The sequence below is a fragment of the Pedobacter hiemivivus genome (genome assembly GCF_005144565.1).
GTDB lineage: Bacteria > Bacteroidota > Bacteroidia > Sphingobacteriales > Sphingobacteriaceae > Pedobacter > Pedobacter hiemivivus.
Genome location: NZ_SWDX01000006.1, coordinates 321842 through 345262, shown reverse-complemented (window position 1 = coordinate 345262; position 23421 = coordinate 321842). Strand labels below are relative to the sequence as shown.

Below are 23421 nucleotides of genomic sequence, written 5' to 3'. Positions count from 1 at the left end.
TTTACCAAAATAAAGCGCTCTTAAATACAAGTTCAAGATTATTTAACAAACAAATGAAGATTAGAAATTTAAAAATTGCAGGACTTGCCTTAGTAATGGCAAGTGCTTTAGTTGCGTGTAAAAAAGACAATAATGCTATAGCCGAATTGCCTGCTCCAGGTAAATATGAAAATGGTTTTTTTGTAATTAATGAAGGTTGGATGGGGCATGGTACAGGTTCTGTAAGTTTTTTCGATTATGAATCGGGAAGTTTAAAGGACAGTGTATTTCAAAAGGAGAACCCAAATAGTCTAGGGTTTACGCCAGCGAGCTCCACTGTGCAGTTTGCTGCGGAGTTTAACGATAATTTATATGTAGTAAGTAAGGTTAGGGGGCCAGTCGTTATAGCAGATGCTAAAACGTTAAAGGAGGTTGGTCGCATTCCCGGATCAAGTGATTACGATTGGCGTGCTTTTGTTGGTTTAGACGAAAATAGAGGATTATTAAGTGCTAGTGATGGTGTTTATATGATTAATCTTAAAACTTATAAGCCTTCATTTAAACTATTGGGCGCTACAGGGCAGACTGGGGATATGCTAAAAGCTGGTAAATATATTTATGTACTTAATCAGTCGGCTGGTGCCATTATTTACAATGCGGATGACCTTAGTGTTGTAAAGAAAATTAAGGGTGTTACTTTAGGTTTTGCTCAAACACCTAATCAAAAGGTATGGTATACTGCTGGAAAGTATTTGTATAATTCTAATCCGCAAACGTTGGAAACGGATAGTGTTGAACTACCGTTTACGCCTGCAACAACATGGTTTACCTGGTTCTCTTCGCCAATTGTAGCATCTACTAAGGATAATACGGTGTTTTTATTAAAATCGCCAAGTTTTGGTGGGGGTAAAGAGCTGTATAAATATACGGAAGGTAACAAAGCGACCTTGGATAAGCCATTTATTACTACACCTGATAGACAATCCTTTTATAAAAAGAACTTAGGTTATAATCCGCAAACTAATCAAATCGTTACGACTACGGTGCAGGATGGTTATACTGTAAATTACGCGGTCAATAATATCTATTTTCATGATGCTGGGACAGGACAACTGGTTAAACAGATTCCTTATAGCGGTTATTATTTCCCTGCAATGTTTGTATTCCATTAAAATTCCATATAAATAATATAACTTTGTGTTATAAATTAAATGAACATGTCTGGATCTAAATTTAATCCAAGTGCAGTAATTCTATTGTCAATAGTTGTACTTGTTAGCATTTTCCGCGTAGCGGCACCTTACTCTGACAATTTTAAAGATATTGCTAATTTTTCGGCAGTAGGAGCTATCGCCTTGTTTGGCGGTGCATACTTTAATAGTTCTGCCAAGGCATTTGGTTTCCCTTTATTGGTACTATTGATCAGCGATATTTTTATTGCCCAAACATCTGGATTTGGTTTCTTTTACCCAGGATGGTATTGGACATATATTGCTTTTATCGCAATGGTTTTTGCTAGTAAGCTATTGCTTAACAAAGTAAATGTTCAGAATTTAGTATTGTCAACAATTGTGATAGTGCTGATTCACTGGATTGTTTCTGATATTAGTGCAATGTATGTACCTGGATTGTATCCACCTACATTGGCTGGTTTTGGTGCGTGTTTAATAGCTGCAATTCCTTTCGAATTGAAGTTTTTATATGGTACAGTGATTTATGGAACGGTGATGTTCGGTGTAATGGCTACGTATCCTAGCTTGAGTTTTAAAAAGAGTGTAAAAGCTTAAATTGATATAACAAATTTTAGTTTAAAGAAGGCAGCCCAAAAGGCTGCCTTTTTTCTTTTAGAGGCCTTATCTTGCCTTTTAGATAGTTGAGATTTCATTTGGAACGCCAATAGATCCCTACTCCAATTATTTCCAATTGTTTCTAGTATATAAAAATAAGCTTCCTCTATGCTATTTGATTTGCTGAAGATTAATATATTATGCCCCCATTGTATTTGGACAACAGGATGTTGAATAGTTTCATCATTTTGAATTATAGACGGTTGCAATTGTCCAACAGCTTGTTGGACAATTGAAGATTGGTAAAATTCATAGAACTGTCTCACATAGAAGAGACTATGTTTCTGTAGATAATGTTAAAGATTTTCCTTGCCTAATAATATTTTGTAAGCGATTGCATAATCTGTGCGTTGCGATATATTATATTGCTTAGTGTCGATTTTTTGGATGATTCCGCGGAATTTGAGATAAGCAAGGTTTTTTATTTGTAAGCTTATTACGTTTGTATTCAATTAATTATATAAAACAGCAATGGGAGAATTTTTACAAACTAGGCTTATTACAACTTTAAGTGTTTCTAAGGACAATTTGGAAAAAATAGAATCTTTTGTTTAAATCAGGTAATTAAGCCAGTTGGTCATGTAAACTTTTTCCAGAAGTGTATGCGGAAAGTATATGGTCATAACCCTTTGGGAGGTGCTTTGTGCATTGATATAAATTAAGACCTTTTTCTTGTCTTAAGGAGAGACCTGGAAAAGATTGCTTTCGCTTTCTGATCTAGGATTCTCCTAATTAATATTCTGATACTTTATCTATCAAAACCTGATATTATGGAAACTCAAAGTCTTGAACTAAAAAAAGAGTAACTACAAAGATTCAATTTGCTCAATAGTGAGTCCAGTAGTCTCAGAGATTAAATTAAAGGCAGCATTTACGGCTTTTAATTTAAGAGCCATTTCTTTACGTTCCTCTTCTCTCACGTTCTCCATCGCGCTAAAGTAATCACGCTCTATTTTTAATCCTTGATTGTATTCGCACATTTCTTCTCGCGTTAAATTGCCCATTTCAGCAAGCTCAAATACTTTTTCGTATTCTGTATTGCCTACCAAAGATAGCGGTATTTCAGATAATTTTTTCAGGTTATTTAAGATGCAAAGCCACTCATCCAGTTTACTTTCCAACTCTGTTTCCAGTTTTTTAAATTTAGGCATTTCTATAAAAGTATACGACAACTTTGAATAAAATTCCTGGTGCGTATTGTTGTCCATTAGCCTAATATCATGGATAAAATGATCTGGATGGCTATCATCGAAATTAAAATTCATGATTCCTATAAAGAATATTTCAGGCATCTTATAATCCCAATTTGCAGCTACGCCGATGCCCTGCTCCTGAATCAGATTTGCTGTATAAAAAATACTTCGGTCTTTAAAATTTATAGCTTTTGCTTTCTGCATTTCGACCATAAATTTCTCCCCCTTGTCGCCAGTACAGTGTAAGTCCAATACAGTCTTCCTATAATCGACACCGGAACCTTTAAACTCGATATTGTTATACTGAATATCAACAATTACTTTCCTTCCTTTTAGCACCTGATTGATGAAGCTGATTAGCAGATTCTTATTGGGCGTTTTACCAAAAATATGTTTAAATCCAAAGTCAGAATAAGGATCAATAAAGCGTGCAACTTCTTTTTTGTTTACTGGATCGGTGTTGTGGCCTGTTTCTTCGCTCATTTCCCCTGGTTATTTAAGCAAACCTCCCGAGATAATTCATGATAAATCTTATCGAGCTGGAATTTGATTGAAAACGCAGTCTGATCGTGCTTTGTCAAAATAAAATCGCGAAAAGCGGCAGAGAAATGAGTCTAGGCCAAATTAAATAATCCCGTTGTGTTTCGCTCTGGTTTATATCCACGTTCGTCGATTTAAATCAACGAGCCTAGGTATAACAACTAAACCTGTCTTGTACTGAATTAGAAAAACCTTTGCTAGTTTATTTTGTTATTTCAATGTTAGTGTTGCTCAGCATCTCTTTATAGCTCCGTATGATTAAAACTTTCCCTATTAATCTTAAAGTAAAAAAACGAGGTAATCTTTTGGCTTACTTATTATTTTGCTGCTTACCCTTCTTTTGTTTGAATTTGAATGCGCAATCAACAAGTTTGCAGGATTGTTTCAATTTGGCTGTTCAGCATAACATGACCATCAGGCAAGCCCGCTCTGCTTTGTTATCTGGTCAGTATAATTTGCAGGCTGAGAAAAAGAGCTACTTACCTAAAGTTGATTTACTATCCAGTTACACCTATTTGAGTAGTCCACTTACGATCAATCTGCAGACCGTTAAAGATGGTGTTGTTAATGGATCATCGGCACAAAGTGTAAATGCGGCAAATGAGGTGTTTAAGGAGATTACAGGCAACAACCTTTCTCAGGCTGCTCAGGATAGAATTTTGAATACTTCAAAGAATATTATTGGCGCTATCTATCCTGATTATAATCCTGAATTGAGTAAGCAATCCTATTTTGTTGCGGGCTTAGGGGTAAGGCAGCCCATTTTTTTAGGCAATAAGCTTGATGCGGCTACTAATCTGGCCCAGTCTTTAGTAAACACGGCAAGTATCAATGTAAATCTGGTAAGCAAGGAAGTTGATTTTTTAATTTCTCTGCAATACATGCGTATTTTATATCTGAATGCGGTTTTAAACAACCAGCAGCTTATCGTTAGTGCCTTAGAAAAGAATAAGAACTATGCAGAAGAGCTGGTTAAGAATCAAATATTACCTCCTTATCAAAAGAGTTGGACCAGTGTAGTGCTGATGCAAGCAAACGCAAGGTTTAATAGTATCAAATTAGATAAACAAAATGCCCATGTTGAGCTGAATAAGCTGCTTGGAGTTGGTTTGGACTCTAATGTGGTGATTACAGATACTTTAAAATATGTAACGGTTGATCCGGTTTTGCCCCAGGGAGATTTTTGGACTGATAACCCAATTTATCAGCTTGCCGGAAGTAAAATTTCTTATGCTAAAACTGCAGAAAAGATCAGTAAATCATTTGCGCTCCCTAATGTTTTTGCTATCGGTAATTACAATTTATATCAGCGAGATCTGCCGGTAACGATACCCGATTGGTTTGTTGGTGTGGAGTTACAGTGGAGCTTGTTTAACGGGCAAACCCGCAAGCGTACATTGGCTGCAAGGCAATTGGTAGATGAGGCGAAATTGGGTGAAGAGAATGCTGGACAGACACTGCAGGTGTTATCGAAGGTTTCGAGGAATAAAATGATTTCTCTTCAGAATGAGGTCATGGTACTGGACAATGCCAGGAAAGAGGCACATACGACCACGAGCTTAATCACTAAACGGATGGAGAATCAGCTTTCATCTCCAAAGGATGTAAATGATGCGGTGTTGATAGAGGAAGAAATAGATAAGGCCTATCAGGCAGCAGTTTTGGGCTATTACCTGGCACTCGCAGAATATTTTAACAGTCTGGGAAATCCTAAACAAATCTCTCAATTTATTAAGTAAAAGGGGGTGAAGATGCGGGGCAAAAAGAATATAAAAGATACAAAAATGAAGAAAATTATACAAAATTACTGGGCACTACTTATACCAATTTTGGTGGTTATAATTGCTTTGTTTTTCTTTCTCGCAGGTAATAAAGACGAAGAAAACATGATAGGGATGGTTGACGCTTCGAGCGTGGATGTGGCGGCAGAGTTTCCGGGAAGATTGGACTCTTTATTAGTTGAGCAGGGGGATACTGTTAAAGCAGGGCAGCTGTTGGCTATTTTGCGATCTAATGAGATTGATGCGATTAAATCACAAGCGTTAGCGGCGATAGATGCGGCTAAAGGTCAACAAGAGTTGCTAACCCAGGGAGCCAGACCAGAACTGATTGAAGCGACATCAAAGCTGTACCAGATCTCTGAGGAGCAGTATAAACTGTTTAACACGACTTACCAGCGTATGGAGCGCTTATACAATGCTGATGTAATTTCGGGACAGGAGAAGGATGTGTTTTATTTCAGATATCAGGCTGCAAAGAAAGAGATGGAGACTGCTCAATTGAATTTGCAGATGCTTAAAAATGGTACGCGACCAGAGATTCTTAAAACAGCGAATGCAATTGTGAAACAAGCTGAGCAGGCTTATGAGCTCACTAAAGCATTAGGCGATAATACTAAGGTGCATGCACCCGCCGAAGGCGTTATATCCAGTCTGGTTACGCATCAAGGGGAGATTGTATCTATTGGCTACCCTATGATGACCATAGAAAAGAAAAACTCCTCGTTTTTAAAATTCAATATCCGTCAGGATAAAGCAAAGGATTTGAAAGTAGGATCGCTAGCAAAGGTTACTGTGCCTGGTTGTGAGCCAGAGACTTTTGCCGTAAAGGTATCATCTATTTCGCCTACATTGGAGTTTGCCAATTGGGTGCCTGCTAAGGATAAGGGGCAATTTGAATTAAGAACATTCACAATAGAGTTTAAACCAGAGCATCTTTCGGCTATTAAGGGATTACGTTCGGGCATGACAGCGTCATTAATTCTGCCCTAATGCAGGTAATCGGTCATATCATTTTAAGGGAGTGGAAGCGGATACTAAGATTACCCGTTTTTTACCTGGTTATGCTGGTTATTCCCGGCTTGCTGTTTTCGTTTTATGCCTTGATTTATGAGAAAAAAGATGCAAAGCATTTGGCTTTTGCCATTTGGGATGACGATAAATCGGCTATAAGCAGGCAGCTTATTTTCTTGCTGGAGCAACGCGAAACCCTTCAGATTACTCGGAGCGTAAGCAGCGAGGCAGAAGTGAAAGACTTGATTCAAAAAGGAGAAATATTGGGTGCGGTGCACTTTCCTGTAAATATGCAGAAGGATATTTACAGCAGGCATAAGACTAATGTAACACTTTATACAAATGCTGCATCATTAGTACCAGCCAAGCTTGTATATAAAGCTGTTGCGGAAGTGATTATAACAGGAAGTTCGGGGGCAGTATTGAAAAAATTGGTAAAAACAGGGATGAAGCCTGATCGGGCAATGGCATTGGCTAATCCAATTAAGCTTAATTCTTATCAGTTGTACAATTCGAACTACAATTACCAGGAGTATCTTGTTCCGGGCTTAATTACTGTAGGTATGCAGATGATTCTCATCATCAGTAGTATGTTGGCGCTCAATTACGAGTGGAAAACGAATACCATGCAGGAATTGTTCGAGCTCAGCAATGGGTCGGCGTTGTTGGTTATTACAGGCAAAACGATTGCTCATCTTGTGGTGAGTTGGTTTAATTTCTTTTTAATAGCTTTTGTCATTTTTCCCTTCTTTGGGATTGGTGTGTGGGAGGCTACAGCTAAATTCTTTTTGATGTATACCTTATTGTCTCTGGCTTGTTTGGGTATAGGGATGTTTATTTCCGCTTTGTTTAAGGATGTGATGTTATCGGGGGATGTGGCTTTGTTTTATACTTCTCCTGCATTCGTTTTTAGCGGCTTTACCTTCCCTAGATGGGCGATGCCATGGTATGATCAGTATTATGCTACGATAATGCCTTACACACCTTTTCTGGATGCCTTTTTTAAGGTTTACTATATGAATTTACCCATGCGCTATGCACAGGCGGATATTTATAAGCTGCTTTTGTTTTGTATAGTTATGTTTCCAACAGCTTTAATATTATTTCAGCGTCAATTTAATACGAGTAAAAATGAGCAAGAAGTCCAGGCCGTCGCTAATTAAGCTTTTTTTAAGGGAAGCATTGCTGGTAGCAAAGGACCATAGTTTGTTGCTTACGTTGCTTATTGCTCCATTGCTGTATGCTTTTTTTTATGGGAGTATTTACATCAATAAAGAAGAGGAGAATGTAAAGCTAGCGGTAGTGGATGATGACCAGTCGCGATTGTCACGTTTGTTACAGCAAAATATTGATAATTCGCCGATGGTTGAACTGATTCATTTTCCTAATTTGGAAGCGGCAAAGGAGTATATGTATCAGGGCGATTGTCAGGGTTATTTCTATATCCCCAAGGGCACCCAAACTAATTTACTCAGTCTTAAACAAAGTAATGTACTACTTGCAGTAAATGCAGCAAGGTTTCTGCCTTCTAGTGATTTATTAGCTAGTGTTCAGCAAATATGTCTCACTATTGGGGCGGGAGTAAGGCTACAGTATTTTGAAAAAACTGAGGGTTTAAGCACAGCTATGGCTATGCAAAATGTGATGCCCATTAATTTAGATTACAGATCATTGTTTAATGAAAGATCGAGTTATGGTGCTTTTTTACTGCCGGCATTGTTGGCGCTAATTTTACAGCAAACTTTGTTGATTGGTTTGTCTGAAAGTGTGGCCGGCGAGCGGCAACATGGTACCTTTAAGGAATGGCTAGGTGGGGGCGTTTCGACTGCAATATGGGGTAAGGGCTTGTTTTATCTTTTTGTTTTTGGCGCTTATGGTTTCTTTTTTCTGAACGTAAATTTTAAACTGCTCGATTTGCCGATGCGGGGTAGCGGTTTTCAATTAGGGGTATTGTTGTTTGTGTTGCTGCTTACGCTTATTCCAATGGCACAATTTATTGGCTCATTGTTTAAAAGCCAGCTCCTGTGTTTGCAGATCATGGCTTTTTCGACTTATCCTATTTTCTTAATTACAGGCTATACCTGGCCATTTGAATCGTTACCCTTAGTTGTGCAGTGGGTGTCGATGTTATTGCCTACAACGCCGTTTATTAAAGTGTACACGGCTATTGTACAATCGGGAGCTAGTTTGACTAGTATGATGGGGCCTATGTTGCATTTATTACTGTTGTGGTTGTTTTATAGTAGTATCTGCTATATGAGGTTTAGAAAATTAAGATTCTCTTAATACGGCTGTGATCTCTTCTCCGATATGGAACACAGTATCTTCACATAAAACGATGTCTAGCCGATCGGCTTCTAAATCAGGTTGATATAGTGGTAAGTCGCCGGGAATGATGTCTTCGTCAGGTACTTGCTCCCAAAGTTCACCATCAGGATCCATTCTAACAGCGCCAATGATTCCACCAAAGTAAATTACTAAATAATATTTTTGGATGGTGGGCAATATGGCTAACGTTACTTCCTGTTCACCAAAACCAATTCTTATATTGAACATTTTCATAATTAGACAACATCCATTCTAAGGTTTTGTTTTTCTGGAGGTTACATTATGGTGATGCCAGCATTGAAGCCCAGCCATCCTTTTGTGGAGCCGCCTAAATTGGTATGGTGGCTAGGGACTATATTTTGTTTATAGCCTGGGGCGCTGGGATTTAGGTGCTGATTGCCGGTGTAAATGGCATAAGTAGGTCCGCCGAATACCGTTAAGCCCTTAAACAACTGAAATTGGATGTTACTTTGAAAGCGATTAAGTAAGTTGTCTGCGTTCCAATCGCCCAGGTATAGGTATTGTCCGGTCATTTCCAGTCCAATAGCTATGCGTTTGTTAAGGATGAAATCATGACCAACACCAATACCTGCGGTATATATTTTTTCCTGATTTGAAAGGTTTAAGCCTGCAAACAATATGGTATATAGCTTGGCATTACCGGTTTTTAAGGAAACATTGACATTGGTGATTTCGTTTGTGTATAGGCTGATTTTGTGATATCCATTTTTTATAAAGTTGATTAAACCTAAGCTGTAGCCGGATGAGGTATCGGCAACATTGATTAAGCCAAATTGAAAACCGTCCATTTTTTTAGCATAATTAAAGATGCCAGCAATTTGTACACCTTTTACGTGCTTTGCACCTATATTGCCTATGCCTGCGAGTTGGAAGCCATCAAAATCTTTACTAACCAGGTTAAGGATGCCAGCTGATTGCGTCCCCTTCATGTTTTTAGCGGCTAGATTAAGTATGCCTGCCAGCTGGAAACCAGCTGCGTCGGCTTTTACATTGTTGACCAGCCCGGCTGCCTGCAATCCTTTTGTTTTTCCCCGTACGTCATTTACCAAGCCTGCCATCTGAATTCCGGTAACTGAGCCGCCAACTTGATTGAAAAGTCCTGCGAACTGTAATTTCTTTACATCGCCCTTGGTAATGTTGAATAATCCCGCCATTTCGAAACCATTTGTACCCGCGGTGTAACCGCCTAAAACATTTATCGATAGTTTATTAATCACTTGTGAACTCATGATGCCATGAGAACTTAATCCGGGTGTTAGGGAGGCTTGAAAAGGGGTGTTTGCAAAGAAATTGGGGATGTTTAGACTCTGGATCTTTTGACGTGAAGTAATGAAGAACCTACCCAATCCGGAGTTTTCAATATCACCGAATCGGCCATTTGCTTTGTTTGCGTCAGGATCATTGTATCCTTCGGGCTTTATTTTGATATCAGATAGAAAAATGAGGGTAGTATCGCGGTAGCTTTCCTTACTGGCGGTTAGTATCACCTCTTGGTGTTCGCCTTTGAATTTTAACCTAAAATACCCCTCATTGTCTGTGAGAGTTGATTGTAATAGCCGTTTTTCGTAAACACTGGCTTGTTTAACCTTGTGGCCTGTTTCTATGTCTATCACATAGCCGCTGATCAGGTATAGTTTCTCTGCTGTGGTAATATTTTCGGGTTCGATAGTGAGGTGGTTGGCAGCATAGCGTAAAATAATGTATTCCCCATTTTCTGTGTAATCCACTTTGTGGTTAAACAGCTTGTCTAATACTTCTCTTACTGCTGCGTTTTTGACGCTTAGGTTAACTAGGCTGTCTCGCTTAAATAATGAGCCACTGTAGGAGAAATAGAAGTTCCCTGCCTTGCTGATCTTATTGAGCACTTCGGATAGCTGTTGGTCTTTGGCTTCGATGCTTACTCTTTTTTCTAAATTGTATTTAGATGGGGGAATGGGCATTTGCGCTTTTACATATCCTACAAGCAGCAATAGGGCAAGGGTGATTTTAAGTTTCATTATTGATGGTTGGACAATAGAATTTGGTTTTGCTTACGCTGCATGGTTATCCCTAAGGTTTCACAAATCACATCTAAATTACGATCTAAGCTTGCAGCGGTTTTTAATGTGGTGTTGAGCGGTAGGTTTTTTATAGCCGGATCATTAATGATAATGTTTGCGCTGTATTGTTCATTCAGCACTTCTACCATTCGCCATAGTGGGGTATTGTTGGCTATAAACTCTTGGCTGCGGTAATAGTTATACAATTGATCTGTATTTTGTTCTTTTATCAATTTGTCTGTGCTGTTGTTGATCACTATTTTTTCTCCTTTTTGGAGATTTATTTGATCTCTACCTAGGGTTACTTTTACGATTCCTGTCTCAACAATTACTTCAGTTTGGTTGGCTAAATGCTTTATGTTAAATGAGGTTCCGACAACCAGAACTGATACTTTGTCTATGTCAATTACAAAGGGCTTAGCTTTATCATGTGCAACATTAAAAAACACATCACCTTGTTGCAGGTGGATGCTTCTGTTTTTTTTAAAGTTGTTGGCATAACTAATCCGGGCATTTTTGTTCAGCGTAAGTTTAGATCCATCGGGAAGGATTTTTGTAATTACGGTATTGCCTGCTCTGAGGTTGATATAGGAAACAGGTTTTACGATATTGTATAATGACCATCCGGCAGCAATAAGGACAAATACAGCAGCAATTTTAAGCCAATTGTACCTAGGCTTTAATTGACGTGTTATGGTGCTGTTGGTTGTTTTTTGTTTAAACCTTAGCCAGGCATCATTTTCATTTATTTTGCTTTGGCTGGAAAGTGTTTTGCTACTGTTCCATATCTTTTCGAATTGTAAAAAATAGGTCGTATTATTTGGACTGGCATCTAGCCAGTTTTGCACTGTGATGCTTTCGGCTTCGGTTGTTTCTTTTAAAAGAAACTTTATCAATAATTCATCAGTCATGCTGTTTCTTAATTAAAAAAATCCTTGTAATACATTAAGCCTATTAAAATGAGGGAGAGGTAGTCCGCCAGTTCTAAACGCATAATTCTAAGCGCTTTTCCCATTTGGTTTTCAATTGTTTTTACAGATAAGCCCAGTCGATCTGCAATTTCTTTATATTTTAATTCTTCAAATCTGCTCATCTGAAATATGGTACGGCATTGCTCCGGTAACTTGTTTAATGCCAGTCCTATATTGAATGTTAGTTCTGTCATTTCTACTTTTGAAGATGCAGGTTCATTTTTTGTGTTCATGGTATAACTTGCAAAGTCCTGGTACTTGGTCTTGATCTTTTGGTGTTTTAAAAAGTTAAGACTGTCGTGGTATATGCATTTATAGAGGTATGCTTTTAAAGAAGTTTGCACATTTAATAAATCCCTTTTTTCCCAAAATTTTAAGAACATGTTTTGAACAATTTCTTCGGCATCATCTTCATCCTTTAAAATAGCATTGGCATAAGCATGTAATGCTTTAAAATGAGCCTTGAACAGTTGTTCAAAAGCCTGGTCATCATATTGCTGATGCTTGTTCTCGGGAGTGCTGTAAGTCAGTTTCAATGTATGGGTCTTATTCAAGAGTAATCAAATCTATGTACTGTAATTTTGGAAACCAAAAAGTGCCGCGGTTAAGCTTTATAAATACTCTTTTTAGCAATACATTTTTGTCTTCATCTTTAATGAATAAACGATAATTGTTGTCGACTGCCGACCTTTTAAGATACAAAGGCATTTTTTTATATGCTTGCAGTCTGATTTCATATTCATCATTTCCTATTGCTTTGCTTTGGATACCGTATTCATGTTTTTTTTCTCTGGCACTAAGTGGTTTAAGTTTTTGACTTTCGTTGTTTTTGAACCAGAAGCCTTTAATTGGGTCGTTAGGGTATAAAGTCCCATTGCTATTATAGTTGAGTTCATAAATGATAGTTTTTGTCTCCGGTGAATGTTGTATATAGAACAGGCTGCTTTTTGGTATTTGAAATGCAACCTGTTCTTGTGCATTGGAAAATTGACTTAACAAAAGGATTATGGTAATGAGGATTAGTACCGTTCTCATTAATCGTTTAGTTATGTTTTTAGGTGAATCAGCTAGTTGTAAAGCTTTGCCTGGCTTATGTTTATAGGTTTTTGATGGACTGGCACATATAAAGAACAAGAGTTCTTTTAGTCCGTCATTGTGCTTTACGTCCTGCAGCATGTTCCTATAATCATTAAAGCTCAACATTACATTGGTTTTGTTATGTGTTTGAATGGATAGTATTTAAGATTTAGAATATAAATTGGATTCCGCCACCGTAACCAATGTAAAGTGCTTGAATGTTATTATTCTTTTTGTTCTCCCAGGTGGTGATATAGTCTTTGTGCAATTTTAAGCCTTCGCTACTATTTGTATTCAGATAGTTTAATGAAGGGCCACCGAAGATTTCAAGATTACGTGTGATTTTAATTGCAGGAAGTAGTTTTAATGATGTTTTGAAATAATCTCCTTTTTTAAAGCTTTCTAATCCAATCCCGACAATTTCTGTGTTTAACCTAAATGATTTGGATTGGAAAAGGTGTGCACCTAAGCCAGCTTCAAATGCGTAGACTTCATCAGAATTTTTGAAATTGTAGCCGAGGCCGATGATTCCATAAAGAACTTTTCCACCAGATCTAAAGGAAAGCATAGTAGTAAGCGTCTCGTCGGTGGTTAAGCTGATGCTTTTCTCTCCGTTTTTAACGAGGTTTATGATTCCAATAGGGTAGTCGCTACTGTCGGCCACATTGATGAATCCAGCGACCTGAGCGCCTTTAACCTTTCCTGCAATATTGATGAAGCCTGCTATTTGTGATCCTTTGACATCCTTGGCTTTATTGATGAAGCCACCAACCTGGGTACCGTTGATATGAGCCGCCTTATTGATAAACCCTGCTACCTGCAAACCTTTTACATCCTTTGTTAGATTAGCAAAGCCTGCAATTGCAGCTACATCTCCGCCACCATAGGTATTTAAAAAGCCAGCAAATAGAGCTCCATTGGATTGTTTGGCGACATGGTTGGAAACGCCGGCAATTTGAAAGCCTTTGGTATCGTTGCGGACGATATTGGAAATGCCCGCGAAAGAGGCGCCTCGCTCTGCAGCCGAAACGCCAGCCAGCAAGTGGATAGATAAAGTGTTTGTATCTAGCGGTGCATGTGTACCATTGGTACTAAGCGGATAAATGATACCAAAATGCATTTTAGGCTTATGCTGAGCAAATGATTTTGTTGCTGCCATGCATAGAATCGCACATAGGATAGTCTTGAACGCGGGTACTTGAATGTTTGTTCTGTAAAGTGTAAAGTTCATTTTCGTCTTATTTTAAAATAGGACAACCAAATGAATGTTTACCCCTACGTGGGTTGCAAATATTTTTTCGAGTTTAGGATTGGTTGCTCATCTTCTTCTTTCCTAAATACAAAACAGTAAGGGCTAGTACTGAGCTTAGCACCATAACGCTTACGGTAGGCACTGCTGATTTGACAGCAAAAAGGCTAACGCCAACTGAAGCTAAGGCACCTACTCCCATTTGAATAGCTCCCATTAGGGCTGATGCACTACCTGCATTTTTTGTAAAAGGCAATAAGGATAGCGCTGAGGTGTTTGGACTTACGAAGCCCAGGCAACATAAAAATACAAAGAGCAATGCAGTTGTTTCGGTAAGTCCGAACCAACCGTAGATGCTTCCGATAAGAAAAACTATTGCGGTAATGGACTGTGTAATTAATGCTCCAGAGATCAATTGTTCGCTGGTGTAGCGTCTGAGCATTAATGTATTGACTTGGCTTGATCCGATAAAACCTAATGCAAGGAGAGCGAAAATCCATCCGTAGGTTTCTTCGCTAACCTGAAATATCTCCATAAACAAAAGTGGAGATCCTGATATGTAAGCAAATAACCCAGAAAAGGCCAGTGCACCGGTTAAGGCATAGGTGTAAAACTGTGGGGTTTTAAATACGATCCAAAAATTATTAATGATAGGTTTTGGTTTTAGGGAAAGATTGGTGTCGGGTTTATAACTTTCCGGCAACCAAAGCCAACTGGCTATTAGGTTAAAAGTACCTAAACCGAGTAAGATTAAGAATATGGTATGCCAACCGAAAGCTACGGTTACATACCCACCTAATGTTGGGGCAACCATTGGTGAAACACCTAAAACAAGCATCAGCAGTGCGAATACTTTGGCGTTATCCTTAACTGGGAATAAATCACGCACCATTGCAACGGAGGCTACTGTGGCGGCGCAGCTTCCTAGTGCTTGAATGAATCTTAAGCCGATTAGCGTGTCAATTGTGGTTACAAAGGCGCATCCTGCTGATGCAAGGATGTAGACTAATAGGCCAAGGTATAGCGGTCTTTTTCTCCCAAATCTGTCTAACAATGGACCATAGAGTAATTGTCCGGCTGAGATGCCGATAAAAAAGCTAGATAGGGATAAAGATACTCTTGATGTATTGGTTTGAAGATCTGCTGCAATTGCAGGAAATCCGGGAAGGTACATATCAATCGAAAAAGGGCCAAGAGCCGTAAGTGAGCCTAGTATTAAAATTAGGCTATAATATCTTTTTTGAGTCATTGCTTTTTATTGGGTTAACACAATCTTATGCTGTGAGCGGGGAGCAAGATTTTGTGAAGGTTTGCAAATATAATAAATGTGGAGTTAGGGAGTTTGTTTTGCTTAGGTTAGATTAGTGTAACGATAACGTGAAAGGCCTAAATAGATTAATTATTGCTTTATATTTGTGAATGGGGCTATTTGCTCTTTAAAATAGTAATTGATTGCCTATGTTGTTGTATGTTAAGAATATGGTTTGCGACCGTTGTATCATGATTGTGAAACAGCAGTTAGAGAATTTTGGTTTAAAGGTGAATGATATCTCTTTAGGCAAGATTGACGTTGAGCCAGCTCCCGATGCGAATAAGTTACAAGATATAGCTTCTGCAATGCAGGTTTTAGGATTTGAATTGATCGATAAAGAAAAGGATCAATTGGTTGAACAGATTAAAAATCAGGTTATTGAATTGATTCATTATTCGGATTTGAGTACTATAGATCAAAGTTTAACTCAGGTTATTGCTGAAAGATTGAATAAGGACTATGCTTATTTGAGCAGGCAGTTTTCGGAAGTAGAGGGTTTGACGATTGAAAAATACATTATTCAACAGAAAATCGAGAAAGTGAAAGAGCTGATGGAGTATGGGGAGCTGAATTTAAACGAAATTGCTTATAAAATGGGATATAGTAGTAGCGCTCATTTGTCTACTCAATTTAAAACGGTTACAGGGCTTACTCCGAGTAAATATAAATCAACGGAATTGAACAATAGAAAGCCCCTGGATAAGATAATTTAATAAAGATTTAATTGTGGACTCTAGGTCTTAATTTGTAACATTAGGGTTTGAACTGAGTCGAACCCTGTAAAATATACTTTGAAGATGCCTTTTTATAAACATTATTCCTTTGACCTTTGGTTGACTTTGATTAAATCCAATCCGGCTTTTAAGTTGGAGCGGACAAGATATTTTTATGATAATTTTAATGCTGCTAAAAAGACGATAGAAGAGGTTGCTTATATATTTAGACAAGTAGACCTGATGGTGAATGCCATCAATGAAAAAACCGGTAAAAATATTGATGCAGAAGAGATGTATCTTATGGTGATTAGCATCATTAATGATTTTTCTACTGAATTTCAGGATATTGATGTAGATAAACTGTATGATGACATGGAGGTGTTATTATTTAATAACATGCCTTTGCTATACGGTTCTGAATCTATCGACGTTTTGTATAAACTGAAAGAGGCTAATCAAAGTACGATTAGTATTTTAAGTAACACAGGATTTATAAAGGGAAAAACTTTAAGAAAGGTGTTGAAACATTTGGAATTGGATAGTTTTATTGATTTTCAACTGTATTCGGACGAAGTACGAATGTCTAAACCCAATTTAAGCTTTTTCCAGCTTATGCTGGACACTATTGACAGAAACAAGCACGCTGATATCAGTTTAAGCGAGATTATACATGTAGGCGATAATCCTGTGGCGGATATCCGTGGTGCCGAAGCTGTAGGAATAAATAGCTTATTGATCAATTCAAATCATTTATCCATTTCAAATTTACTCTCATGATCCCATATACTTATTCTCTACACAAAATTCACAATGCCAGTAATTTTGATTTTCATCCTGATAATTACAGCAAGTTTAAATTTGGTGATGATCTTGTCGCTAAAGCATTTGGGGAAGCGCTTGCTGATGGATTTATAAAGGATATTTTGGTTGATAATCCCATTACAGATCAAATTGTGGTAATTTCGAGTCCATATTGCTTTATTCCTACTGCAACTTTTGCGATGAAAAACTATTTCGTTTATCAGTTGAATCATTGGTTGGCAGAAAATGGGATGTTAGTAGCTCAGGAAGCAAAAGTACACCGCACAATTACTTATAAGGAGGATTATGGGGAATTGAGTGCGGAGGATAGAATGAAGTTAATAGGGAATGATTCGTTTCATATTGACAAGGATTTTTTAGCTGGTAAGATTTTAGTTTTTTTAGATGATATTAAAATAACCGGGAGTCATGAAAGGATGATTTTGAAAATGGTTAAAGATTATTCCTTGAAAAACGAAATACATATGTTGTATTTTGCTGAGCTGGTAAATCATGATATTCATCCGAATATAGAAAACCATTTAAATTACCACAGTGTAAAGTCAATCTTTGATTTGGAAGAAATTATTAAAAGCGGTAATTTTTGTTTTAACACCAGGATTGTTAAATATATCTTAAATTGCGATTTTAATAGCTTCTCTATTTTCCTGGAACGGCAGAGTAATGATTTCATTAGAAATCTTTATAACCTTGCATTAGGGAATAGCTACCATACTATAGAAAGCTATTCTAGAAATTTAAACTTTATAAAGAACTACTTAAATAATAAAAAATATAAATTGATTTAACTATGGCCATTAATCTTCAAAAAGGACAAAGAGAAAATATTGATGCTCCTAAATTCACTATTGGTTTAGGATGGGATACGAATAGTTCTACAACTGGAACTGCTTTTGACTTAGACGCTTCTGTTTTTATGCTGGATGCAAACAAAAAGTTAGTTTCGGATGAACACTTGGTATTTTATAATAATTTAAAGTCGCCAGATGGTGCTGTTGAGCATACTGGTGATAATTTAACTGGTGATGGCGATGGCGATGATGAGCAAATTAAAGTTGATTTGACCAAAGCAGGTGCGAATGTATCTGAGATATGCGTTGTAGTTACAATTCATGATGCGGAGAATAGAAGACAGAATTTTGGTCAAGTGAGAAATTCATTTGTACGTATTTTTGATGCTGTTACTAATGAGGTGTTACTTAAGTATGAGTTGGAGGAAGATTTTTCTATTGAAACTGCTGTTGAATTCGGTAGAATTTACAAGCGTGATGATAAATGGAAATTTGAAGCGGTTGGAATGGGAATGAAAGGTGGTTTACAGGATTATTTAAATAAATATCAATAAGAAATTATGGCAATTAATCTGCAAAAAGGACAAAGAATTAGTCTTGAGAAAAGCAATGGCAGCAAACTTCAAAGTGTTTGTGTGGGTATTAACTGGGGCGCGATAGAGAAAAAAGGAATGTTTGGCTTTGGTAAAACCAAAGAAGCAGTTGATTTGGATGCTAGTTGTGCTTTGTATAATGAAAATAAAGAGCTTGTTGATGTAGTTTATTTCGGTAGCCTGGCCTCAAAGGATGGATCTGTAAAGCATAGCGGAGATGATTTGACTGGCGATATGGGGGGTGATGATGGCTTGGATAATGAGGTGATTACACTTGATTTTTCTAGGTTAAATGCCAATGTGAATTATGTTGCTTTTGTATTGAACAGCTTTAGAGGGCATGATTTTGGTACTATTCCTTTTGCATCGATTCGTATTTATGAAGGAACACCTAAACGTGTGAATGAAGTATTTGCAAATTATGATATCGCAAATGGTTCTAATTTTGCCGGTCATGTTTCTATGGTAATGGGCGTGTTTTACAAGAAAAACGGTGAATGGAAATTCAATGCAATAGGCGAACCTACTAAAGATAAGAAACTGGAAGAAACAGTTAAAACGGTAACTCAAAGTTATTTATAAGGGTTAACCTTGATTATATAAAACTATGGAAACAAACCAAAATACTACTCAGTCGCTTACTCCGACAAAGATTGATAAGGAAGGTAATGTTGATCTGACTGTCCTTTCTGTTGAGGATGAGCAAAAGTACAGAGAGATGAGCAAGTCTTTGGAGCCATCTGATGTTAATTCTATTTTGAATTATGGGGTAGAGGCACAAAACTCTATGGAGAAGTACAGTAATGATTTTTTATCATCTGTGCGGACTTATAATAGTGGCGAAGTTGGTGGTTTAATCAATGAATTGCTTACGGAACTCAATTATATTGATGTTGCTGAGTTAGAGCAAAGCGGTTTTAAATCTTTTATTTCTAAAATTCCGTTTTTAAAGAATTTGGTGGTTGATGTTAAAAAGCTATTTCAGAAATATGATGTAGTGGTAAATAACATTGATAAGATTACCAATAAGGTTAAGGCAGGGCGTTTAAACTCTATTAAAGACAACAGTTCTCTGCAAACCATGTTTGATAGTAATGTAGGTTACATTCATGATATGGAGGAATTGATCATTTCGGGTCAGTTTAAGTACAATGAATTAAGTGCTAAACTAGCTGAAATGGAGGGTAGGCCTGCTGATTATCAGGATTACGAAATTGCCGATCTTAGGGATTTTATCAGCAGACTTGACAAAAGGCTGGCGGATATGAAGATAGTAAGGTTTATTATGTTGCAGTCTCTTGCTCAAATAAGGGTGGTACAGAACAACAATACTTCTATCGCTGAAAAAGCGCAGTCTATTGTGTCTACGACCATTCCTGTTTGGAAAAACCAGCTGACTATTGCTGTCGCTTTACAAAGGCAAAAGGCTAATGTAGAGATGCAGAAAAAGATTTCGGATACGACGAATACTATTTTGCAGAAAAATGCAGAGATGCTGAAACAAAATAGTATTGATGTGGCTAAAGAAAACGAAAAAACAGTAGTTTCATTAGATACATTAAAAAGAACGACACAATCATTAATTGAAACCTTGAATGAGGTTAAGAAAATTCATGAGGATGGCGCTCAAAGCAGAAGGGTATTGGATGGGGAATTGAAAACTTTAGAAACTGAACTGAAGAAGAATGTTACCCGCGTTAATTAGTTTTAACAAATGGATGAACGCCATGTAAATATTTTAAGAGAATCACGTACAGAGATCAGCCGTTTACAGCTGCTCTCTGTATTTTTCGAGGAGGAAGCTGTATATAAAATTTATTTACGGAGCCAGGTAATTCATCAATTGTTTGAAAATAATGATGAACTCGATATTGATAAACTTGAATTGTTTCATGTTCAGTTTACTAGTAGTTTGATCGAACTTTTAAGGAAGATCAAAAAGAGTAACGAAAAGAATGTTACCCTTATTTATGATGAAATTCAGCTGAATAAGGAGATGATCGCTAATATGGGCGATTCGGTCTTTACTGAAAAGAATTTTAACCTGGACAAGCAAAAACAGGCACTCAAGATCAATTTATCTTTAAGAAAGCTGTTTCAGTCGCTGTCTGACTTTACTGAAGAATTTCCGTTTGCCAAGCACATTAATACTTTTAGCTCCAGATACTCAAAGGATTTTTACTATGATATTTCTGCCGAGCAACTGGGGGTATTGATTGATTATGATGCGAAGGATGTGTATGCGGATACACATGCAACTATCCATAAAAAACTAATGGGGTTATTGTGTAAGCATGATTTCAGGACTGAGTTTTTTAGTGGGTTGAAAGCTGGACAATTGATCATTGAACTCTATAAGTTTATTGATGTTGATCGGTATTTTATTTTTTTTCCAAGCAGGAATTTGTTTTTGTTTTGTGATCTGGCAAAACTGAAAGGGATTGATTGGACGAACAACTTATCTGAAAAGGGGAGGATTATTCAGGAGTTGTCTTATAAGAATGATAAGCTGGAGGGGGAGGCGGTTGCACTGAAGACCTATATTCCAAAGGAGATTATAACACTGCTTGAAGAAAATTATGTGAAGATTTCGGATATTAACTTCCTTGATCATTTGAATAATTATGATGTTCAGGCCAATATTTTAAAATCAATGCTGAAAACAGATCTTTTTTAGCATTTTTATTACTAGTGTCACACAAAAAAGAAATATAAATAAAAGATGGATAGTATGATTAATCACCCCGGCGTTATTATCGGGTTTGCAGTTGTAGTAGTAGTAATGCTGCTCTTAGATTTAGGTGTTTTTAATAAGAAGGTGCATGCCGTAACCAGTAAGGAGGCTGCGATATGGTCTGTTGTTTGGATTTCGTTATCAATGCTGTTTAGTGGTGTAATTTATTTGACCTCTGGTTTTGAGAAATTCACACAGTTTCAATCGGCATATTGGATAGAAAAAGCCTTGTCAGTTGATAACCTATTTGTTTTTATATTGGTTTTTGGCTTTTTTAATGTACCTAAAGAATTACATCATAAAGTGTTGTTTTGGGGTATTATTGGCGCATTGCTATTCCGAGCCATTTTTATTTTTGCAGGTGTTGGGTTAATTAACCTTACTTATTTGCCTGAAATGACTTTATTTGGTCACATAGTTAAGATCAATGCGGTACTGCTGCTTTTTGGTTTGTTTCTTATTTATGCGGGTATTAAATCCTGGGTTTCGACTGATGACGATGATGAGGAAAAGGATTTTAGTAAAAGTCCGGGCGCTAGAGTGATTTATAAGCTTTTTAAAGTGAGTAAGGAATTTGATGGTGCTAAGTTTTTCACTGTTGAAAATGGAATTAAAATGGCTACGCCTTTATTGGTTGTGGTAGCGGTAATTGAGTTTACAGATTTATTGTTTGCGGTAGATTCTATCCCTGCAATTTTTGCTATTGCCCCAGATGATCCTTTGATTTTATATACTTCTAATATATTTGCCATATTGGGTTTGAGAGCTCTTTATTTCCTTTTGGCTAACTTTATTCACATGTTCAGTTTATTGAAATATGGTTTGGCAATTATTCTAGCATTTATTGGTGTTAAAATGGTGATAGCTCCATTTTATCACATTTCATCTCCATCGTCATTGTTGATTGTAGGGGGGGTATTGGTTCTTTCTGTTATTGCATCGCTTATTTTTGTGCCTAAGGAAGCTGAGGGGGTTAAAAAGATTGATTAAGTATTTCTTAATATAAAAAAGGGCGGCTGTATCATACGATACAGCCGCCCTTTTCAATTTGATGAATTTATAGATTAATACAATGTAAACTCAACACGACGGTTTTTCTGACGACCTTCGGCTGTTTTGTTTGATGCTATTGGTTGGTTTGGACCGTAACCAGTTGCTTCTACACGTGATGCATTTGCTCCTTGTGATACTAAGTAAGCTTTGATTGCTTCTGCTCTTTCTTTAGATAAACGTAAGTTTAATGCCATTGAACCAGTGTTATCTGTATGGCCAGCTAATTTTAAGCTAAAGTTTTTGGCAACTAATAGTTCTGCTACTTTATTTAATGTTGCATATGAGGTAGGACGGATGGTTGCTTTACCTAAATCAAACTCTAAGTTTTTGATGGCTTCATCTACAACTCTACGATCTGCTTCTGTCACTACAACTTTGGTTTCTTTAATAATTTCACGTTGAACTTTGATTGGGCAACCTGAACCATCTACAACTGTACCAGATTTTGTACCTGGACATTTATCGAATTTATTTGCAACACCATCGTTGTCTTCATCGCCCATGTCTTTAGCATATTGTGCTCTGTCTCTTTCTGCATTTTGCTCAGCAGTAGATAATGCTCTTCTTAGTTCAGCACTTTCTGCAGCAGTTTCGTTGCGTAAGTTAGCCAATGAACTGTAGTTTTGTAATTGTGGTTTTTCTTTGCTACCCAATGCAAACTCTAAACCAGCATGTCCGTATGAGAACTTATCGAATTTACCAGTGTTATAGCCATCGAAATCACCTCTTTTAACGAAGTTAACGTCATAACCAAAGTCTAAATTGATGCCTTTAGCAATACCTAATTTAAAACCAGCTCCTACAGGAATGAAATACCCGTCTTTGTATGGTTGTGCATTAACAGTACTTCCGGTTGTAACATCAGCACTTGCTGACAAATAACCTGCTCCTGCTTTTAAGTAAGGAGTAAGTATTGCATTTTCTTTGTTGATGCTAATGTTGGCAAGATTGTAAACTGCTGTTAAAGCTGCAGACCATTCTAGCTTTGTTTCAAAGCTTGTATTGTTAGCATAAGTAGGGTTTCCACCTACCAAACCGCTGAAAGCTCTTAAGCCTTCTACTTTACCAGCTAAAAAATCAGCTTGTATGCCTAAAGCAGGGAAGATTTGTTTTTTGATGTAACCGCCATATCCTAATGTTTCTTTGGAAGCTTGAAAATCGCGACTGTTGCCGTTGAAGATCGTATTTGAACTTAGTACGCCTGCATGTGCACCAACTGACCAAGTGCGGAACGTTTTTTCTGAGAATCTATTTGCCGGTTGGTCCTGTGCAAATAGCTGTGATGATAGCCCTATTAGGGACAGTACCAAGGCTGTTTTTGTAATTTTCGTATTCATATCCTTCTATTTAGATGTTAATTGTTC

At 37.3% G+C, this 23421-nt stretch carries 23 protein-coding genes and 1 pseudogene; 14 read left to right on the top strand and 10 right to left on the bottom strand.

From position 1 onward, the window contains the following. The first annotated feature begins 53 nt into the window (after positions 1-53). Both FBD94_RS17405 and FBD94_RS17400 read left to right on the top strand, forming a co-directional pair. The gene (locus FBD94_RS17405; RefSeq protein WP_136881143.1) at positions 54-1151 is read left to right on the top strand and encodes a DUF5074 domain-containing protein; all 1098 of its coding nucleotides are present in this window, start codon (positions 54-56) and stop codon (positions 1149-1151) included. A gap of 45 nt (positions 1152-1196) precedes the next feature. Then, positions 1197-1766, top strand: coding sequence for a DUF6580 family putative transport protein (locus FBD94_RS17400; protein ID WP_225874852.1), 570 nt, complete (start codon positions 1197-1199; stop codon positions 1764-1766). Here the strand turns inward: FBD94_RS17400 and FBD94_RS26600 are convergent. Then, a pseudogene (locus FBD94_RS26600) lies at positions 1763-2101 on the bottom strand (DUF1016 N-terminal domain-containing protein); the annotation flags it as partial. The gene FBD94_RS17400 and the pseudogene FBD94_RS26600 overlap by 4 nt on opposite strands. Positions 2102-2632: 531 nt before the next feature. Beyond that, positions 2633-3502: an Rpn family recombination-promoting nuclease/putative transposase gene (locus tag FBD94_RS17390; protein ID WP_136881141.1), complete on the bottom strand. Its 870-nt coding sequence runs from the start codon at positions 3500-3502 to the stop codon at positions 2633-2635. Positions 3503-3813: 311 nt separating this feature from the next. On the opposite strand from FBD94_RS17390, the gene FBD94_RS17385 reads away from it, so the two are divergent. The 4 genes from FBD94_RS17385 to FBD94_RS17370 are packed head-to-tail and all read left to right on the top strand — an operon-like array spanning position 3814 to position 8637. Further along, the gene (locus FBD94_RS17385) at positions 3814-5298 is read left to right on the top strand and encodes a TolC family protein (protein ID WP_136881140.1); all 1485 of its coding nucleotides are present in this window, start codon (positions 3814-3816) and stop codon (positions 5296-5298) included. A gap of 45 nt (positions 5299-5343) precedes the next feature. Further along, positions 5344-6330: an HlyD family secretion protein gene (locus tag FBD94_RS17380; protein ID WP_136881139.1), complete on the top strand. Its 987-nt coding sequence runs from the start codon at positions 5344-5346 to the stop codon at positions 6328-6330. Continuing rightward, positions 6330-7514: an ABC transporter permease gene (locus FBD94_RS17375; RefSeq protein ID WP_136881138.1), complete on the top strand. Its 1185-nt coding sequence runs from the start codon at positions 6330-6332 to the stop codon at positions 7512-7514. The genes FBD94_RS17380 and FBD94_RS17375 overlap by 1 nt, the downstream gene beginning before the upstream one ends. Beyond that, positions 7483-8637, top strand: coding sequence for an ABC transporter permease (locus FBD94_RS17370; RefSeq protein WP_136881137.1), 1155 nt, complete (start codon positions 7483-7485; stop codon positions 8635-8637). Before FBD94_RS17375 ends, FBD94_RS17370 begins: the two co-directional genes overlap by 32 nt. On the opposite strand, the gene FBD94_RS17365 is transcribed toward FBD94_RS17370, so the two are convergent. The 7 genes from FBD94_RS17365 to FBD94_RS17335 form a co-directional block, all read right to left on the bottom strand. Then, positions 8623-8907: a hypothetical protein gene (locus tag FBD94_RS17365; RefSeq protein ID WP_136881136.1), complete on the bottom strand. Its 285-nt coding sequence runs from the start codon at positions 8905-8907 to the stop codon at positions 8623-8625. The genes FBD94_RS17370 and FBD94_RS17365 overlap by 15 nt on opposite strands. 47 nt (positions 8908-8954) lie before the next feature. Then, positions 8955-10697 carry a peptidase associated/transthyretin-like domain-containing protein gene (locus tag FBD94_RS17360; protein ID WP_136881135.1) on the bottom strand — a complete coding sequence of 581 codons (1743 nt, stop codon included), beginning with the start codon at positions 10695-10697 and terminating at the stop codon, positions 8955-8957. Then, a complete protein-coding gene (locus tag FBD94_RS17355) occupies positions 10697-11650 on the bottom strand; it encodes a FecR family protein (protein ID WP_131612745.1) in 954 nt (317 codons plus the stop codon). The genes FBD94_RS17360 and FBD94_RS17355 overlap by 1 nt, the downstream gene beginning before the upstream one ends. 8 nt (positions 11651-11658) lie before the next feature. Then, entirely contained in the window at positions 11659-12264 is a 606-nt protein-coding gene (locus tag FBD94_RS17350) for an RNA polymerase sigma-70 factor (protein ID WP_235884536.1), read from the bottom strand. After that, positions 12257-12913 carry a DUF4833 domain-containing protein gene (locus FBD94_RS17345; protein ID WP_136881134.1) on the bottom strand — a complete coding sequence of 219 codons (657 nt, stop codon included), beginning with the start codon at positions 12911-12913 and terminating at the stop codon, positions 12257-12259. The genes FBD94_RS17350 and FBD94_RS17345 overlap by 8 nt, the downstream gene beginning before the upstream one ends. Positions 12914-12956: 43 nt before the next feature. Beyond that, positions 12957-14018 carry a hypothetical protein gene (locus FBD94_RS17340; protein WP_136881133.1) on the bottom strand — a complete coding sequence of 354 codons (1062 nt, stop codon included), beginning with the start codon at positions 14016-14018 and terminating at the stop codon, positions 12957-12959. A gap of 73 nt (positions 14019-14091) precedes the next feature. Then, a complete protein-coding gene (locus FBD94_RS17335) occupies positions 14092-15285 on the bottom strand; it encodes a multidrug effflux MFS transporter (RefSeq protein ID WP_136881132.1) in 1194 nt (397 codons plus the stop codon). A 251-nt stretch (positions 15286-15536) separates the two neighbouring features. Between FBD94_RS17335 and FBD94_RS17330 the strand changes: the two genes are divergently transcribed. The 8 genes from FBD94_RS17330 (at position 15537) to FBD94_RS17295 (ending at position 21994) form a co-directional block, all read left to right on the top strand. Continuing rightward, the gene (locus FBD94_RS17330) at positions 15537-16061 is read left to right on the top strand and encodes a helix-turn-helix domain-containing protein (RefSeq protein ID WP_235884534.1); all 525 of its coding nucleotides are present in this window, start codon (positions 15537-15539) and stop codon (positions 16059-16061) included. A gap of 84 nt (positions 16062-16145) precedes the next feature. Beyond that, positions 16146-16841 (top strand): HAD family hydrolase, encoded by a 696-nt coding sequence (locus FBD94_RS17325; RefSeq protein WP_136881131.1) that lies wholly within the window; start codon positions 16146-16148, stop codon positions 16839-16841. Further along, positions 16838-17674: a phosphoribosyltransferase family protein gene (locus FBD94_RS17320; protein WP_131612759.1), complete on the top strand. Its 837-nt coding sequence runs from the start codon at positions 16838-16840 to the stop codon at positions 17672-17674. The genes FBD94_RS17325 and FBD94_RS17320 overlap by 4 nt, the downstream gene beginning before the upstream one ends. Positions 17675-17676: 2 nt before the next feature. Beyond that, the gene (locus FBD94_RS17315; protein ID WP_131612761.1) at positions 17677-18231 is read left to right on the top strand and encodes a TerD family protein; all 555 of its coding nucleotides are present in this window, start codon (positions 17677-17679) and stop codon (positions 18229-18231) included. A 6-nt stretch (positions 18232-18237) separates the two neighbouring features. Next, entirely contained in the window at positions 18238-18852 is a 615-nt protein-coding gene (locus FBD94_RS17310) for a TerD family protein (RefSeq protein ID WP_131612763.1), read from the top strand. Between the two features lie 25 nt (positions 18853-18877). Further along, positions 18878-19975: a toxic anion resistance protein gene (locus FBD94_RS17305; protein ID WP_131612765.1), complete on the top strand. Its 1098-nt coding sequence runs from the start codon at positions 18878-18880 to the stop codon at positions 19973-19975. Positions 19976-19984: 9 nt separating this feature from the next. Continuing rightward, the gene (locus FBD94_RS17300; protein WP_136881130.1) at positions 19985-20947 is read left to right on the top strand and encodes a hypothetical protein; all 963 of its coding nucleotides are present in this window, start codon (positions 19985-19987) and stop codon (positions 20945-20947) included. 54 nt (positions 20948-21001) lie between these two features. Further along, positions 21002-21994: a TerC/Alx family metal homeostasis membrane protein gene (locus FBD94_RS17295; protein ID WP_225874854.1), complete on the top strand. Its 993-nt coding sequence runs from the start codon at positions 21002-21004 to the stop codon at positions 21992-21994. 74 nt (positions 21995-22068) lie between these two features. On the opposite strand, the gene FBD94_RS17290 is transcribed toward FBD94_RS17295, so the two are convergent. After that, positions 22069-23394 carry an OmpA family protein gene (locus FBD94_RS17290; protein WP_136881129.1) on the bottom strand — a complete coding sequence of 442 codons (1326 nt, stop codon included), beginning with the start codon at positions 23392-23394 and terminating at the stop codon, positions 22069-22071. Positions 23395-23421 lie beyond the last annotated feature (27 nt).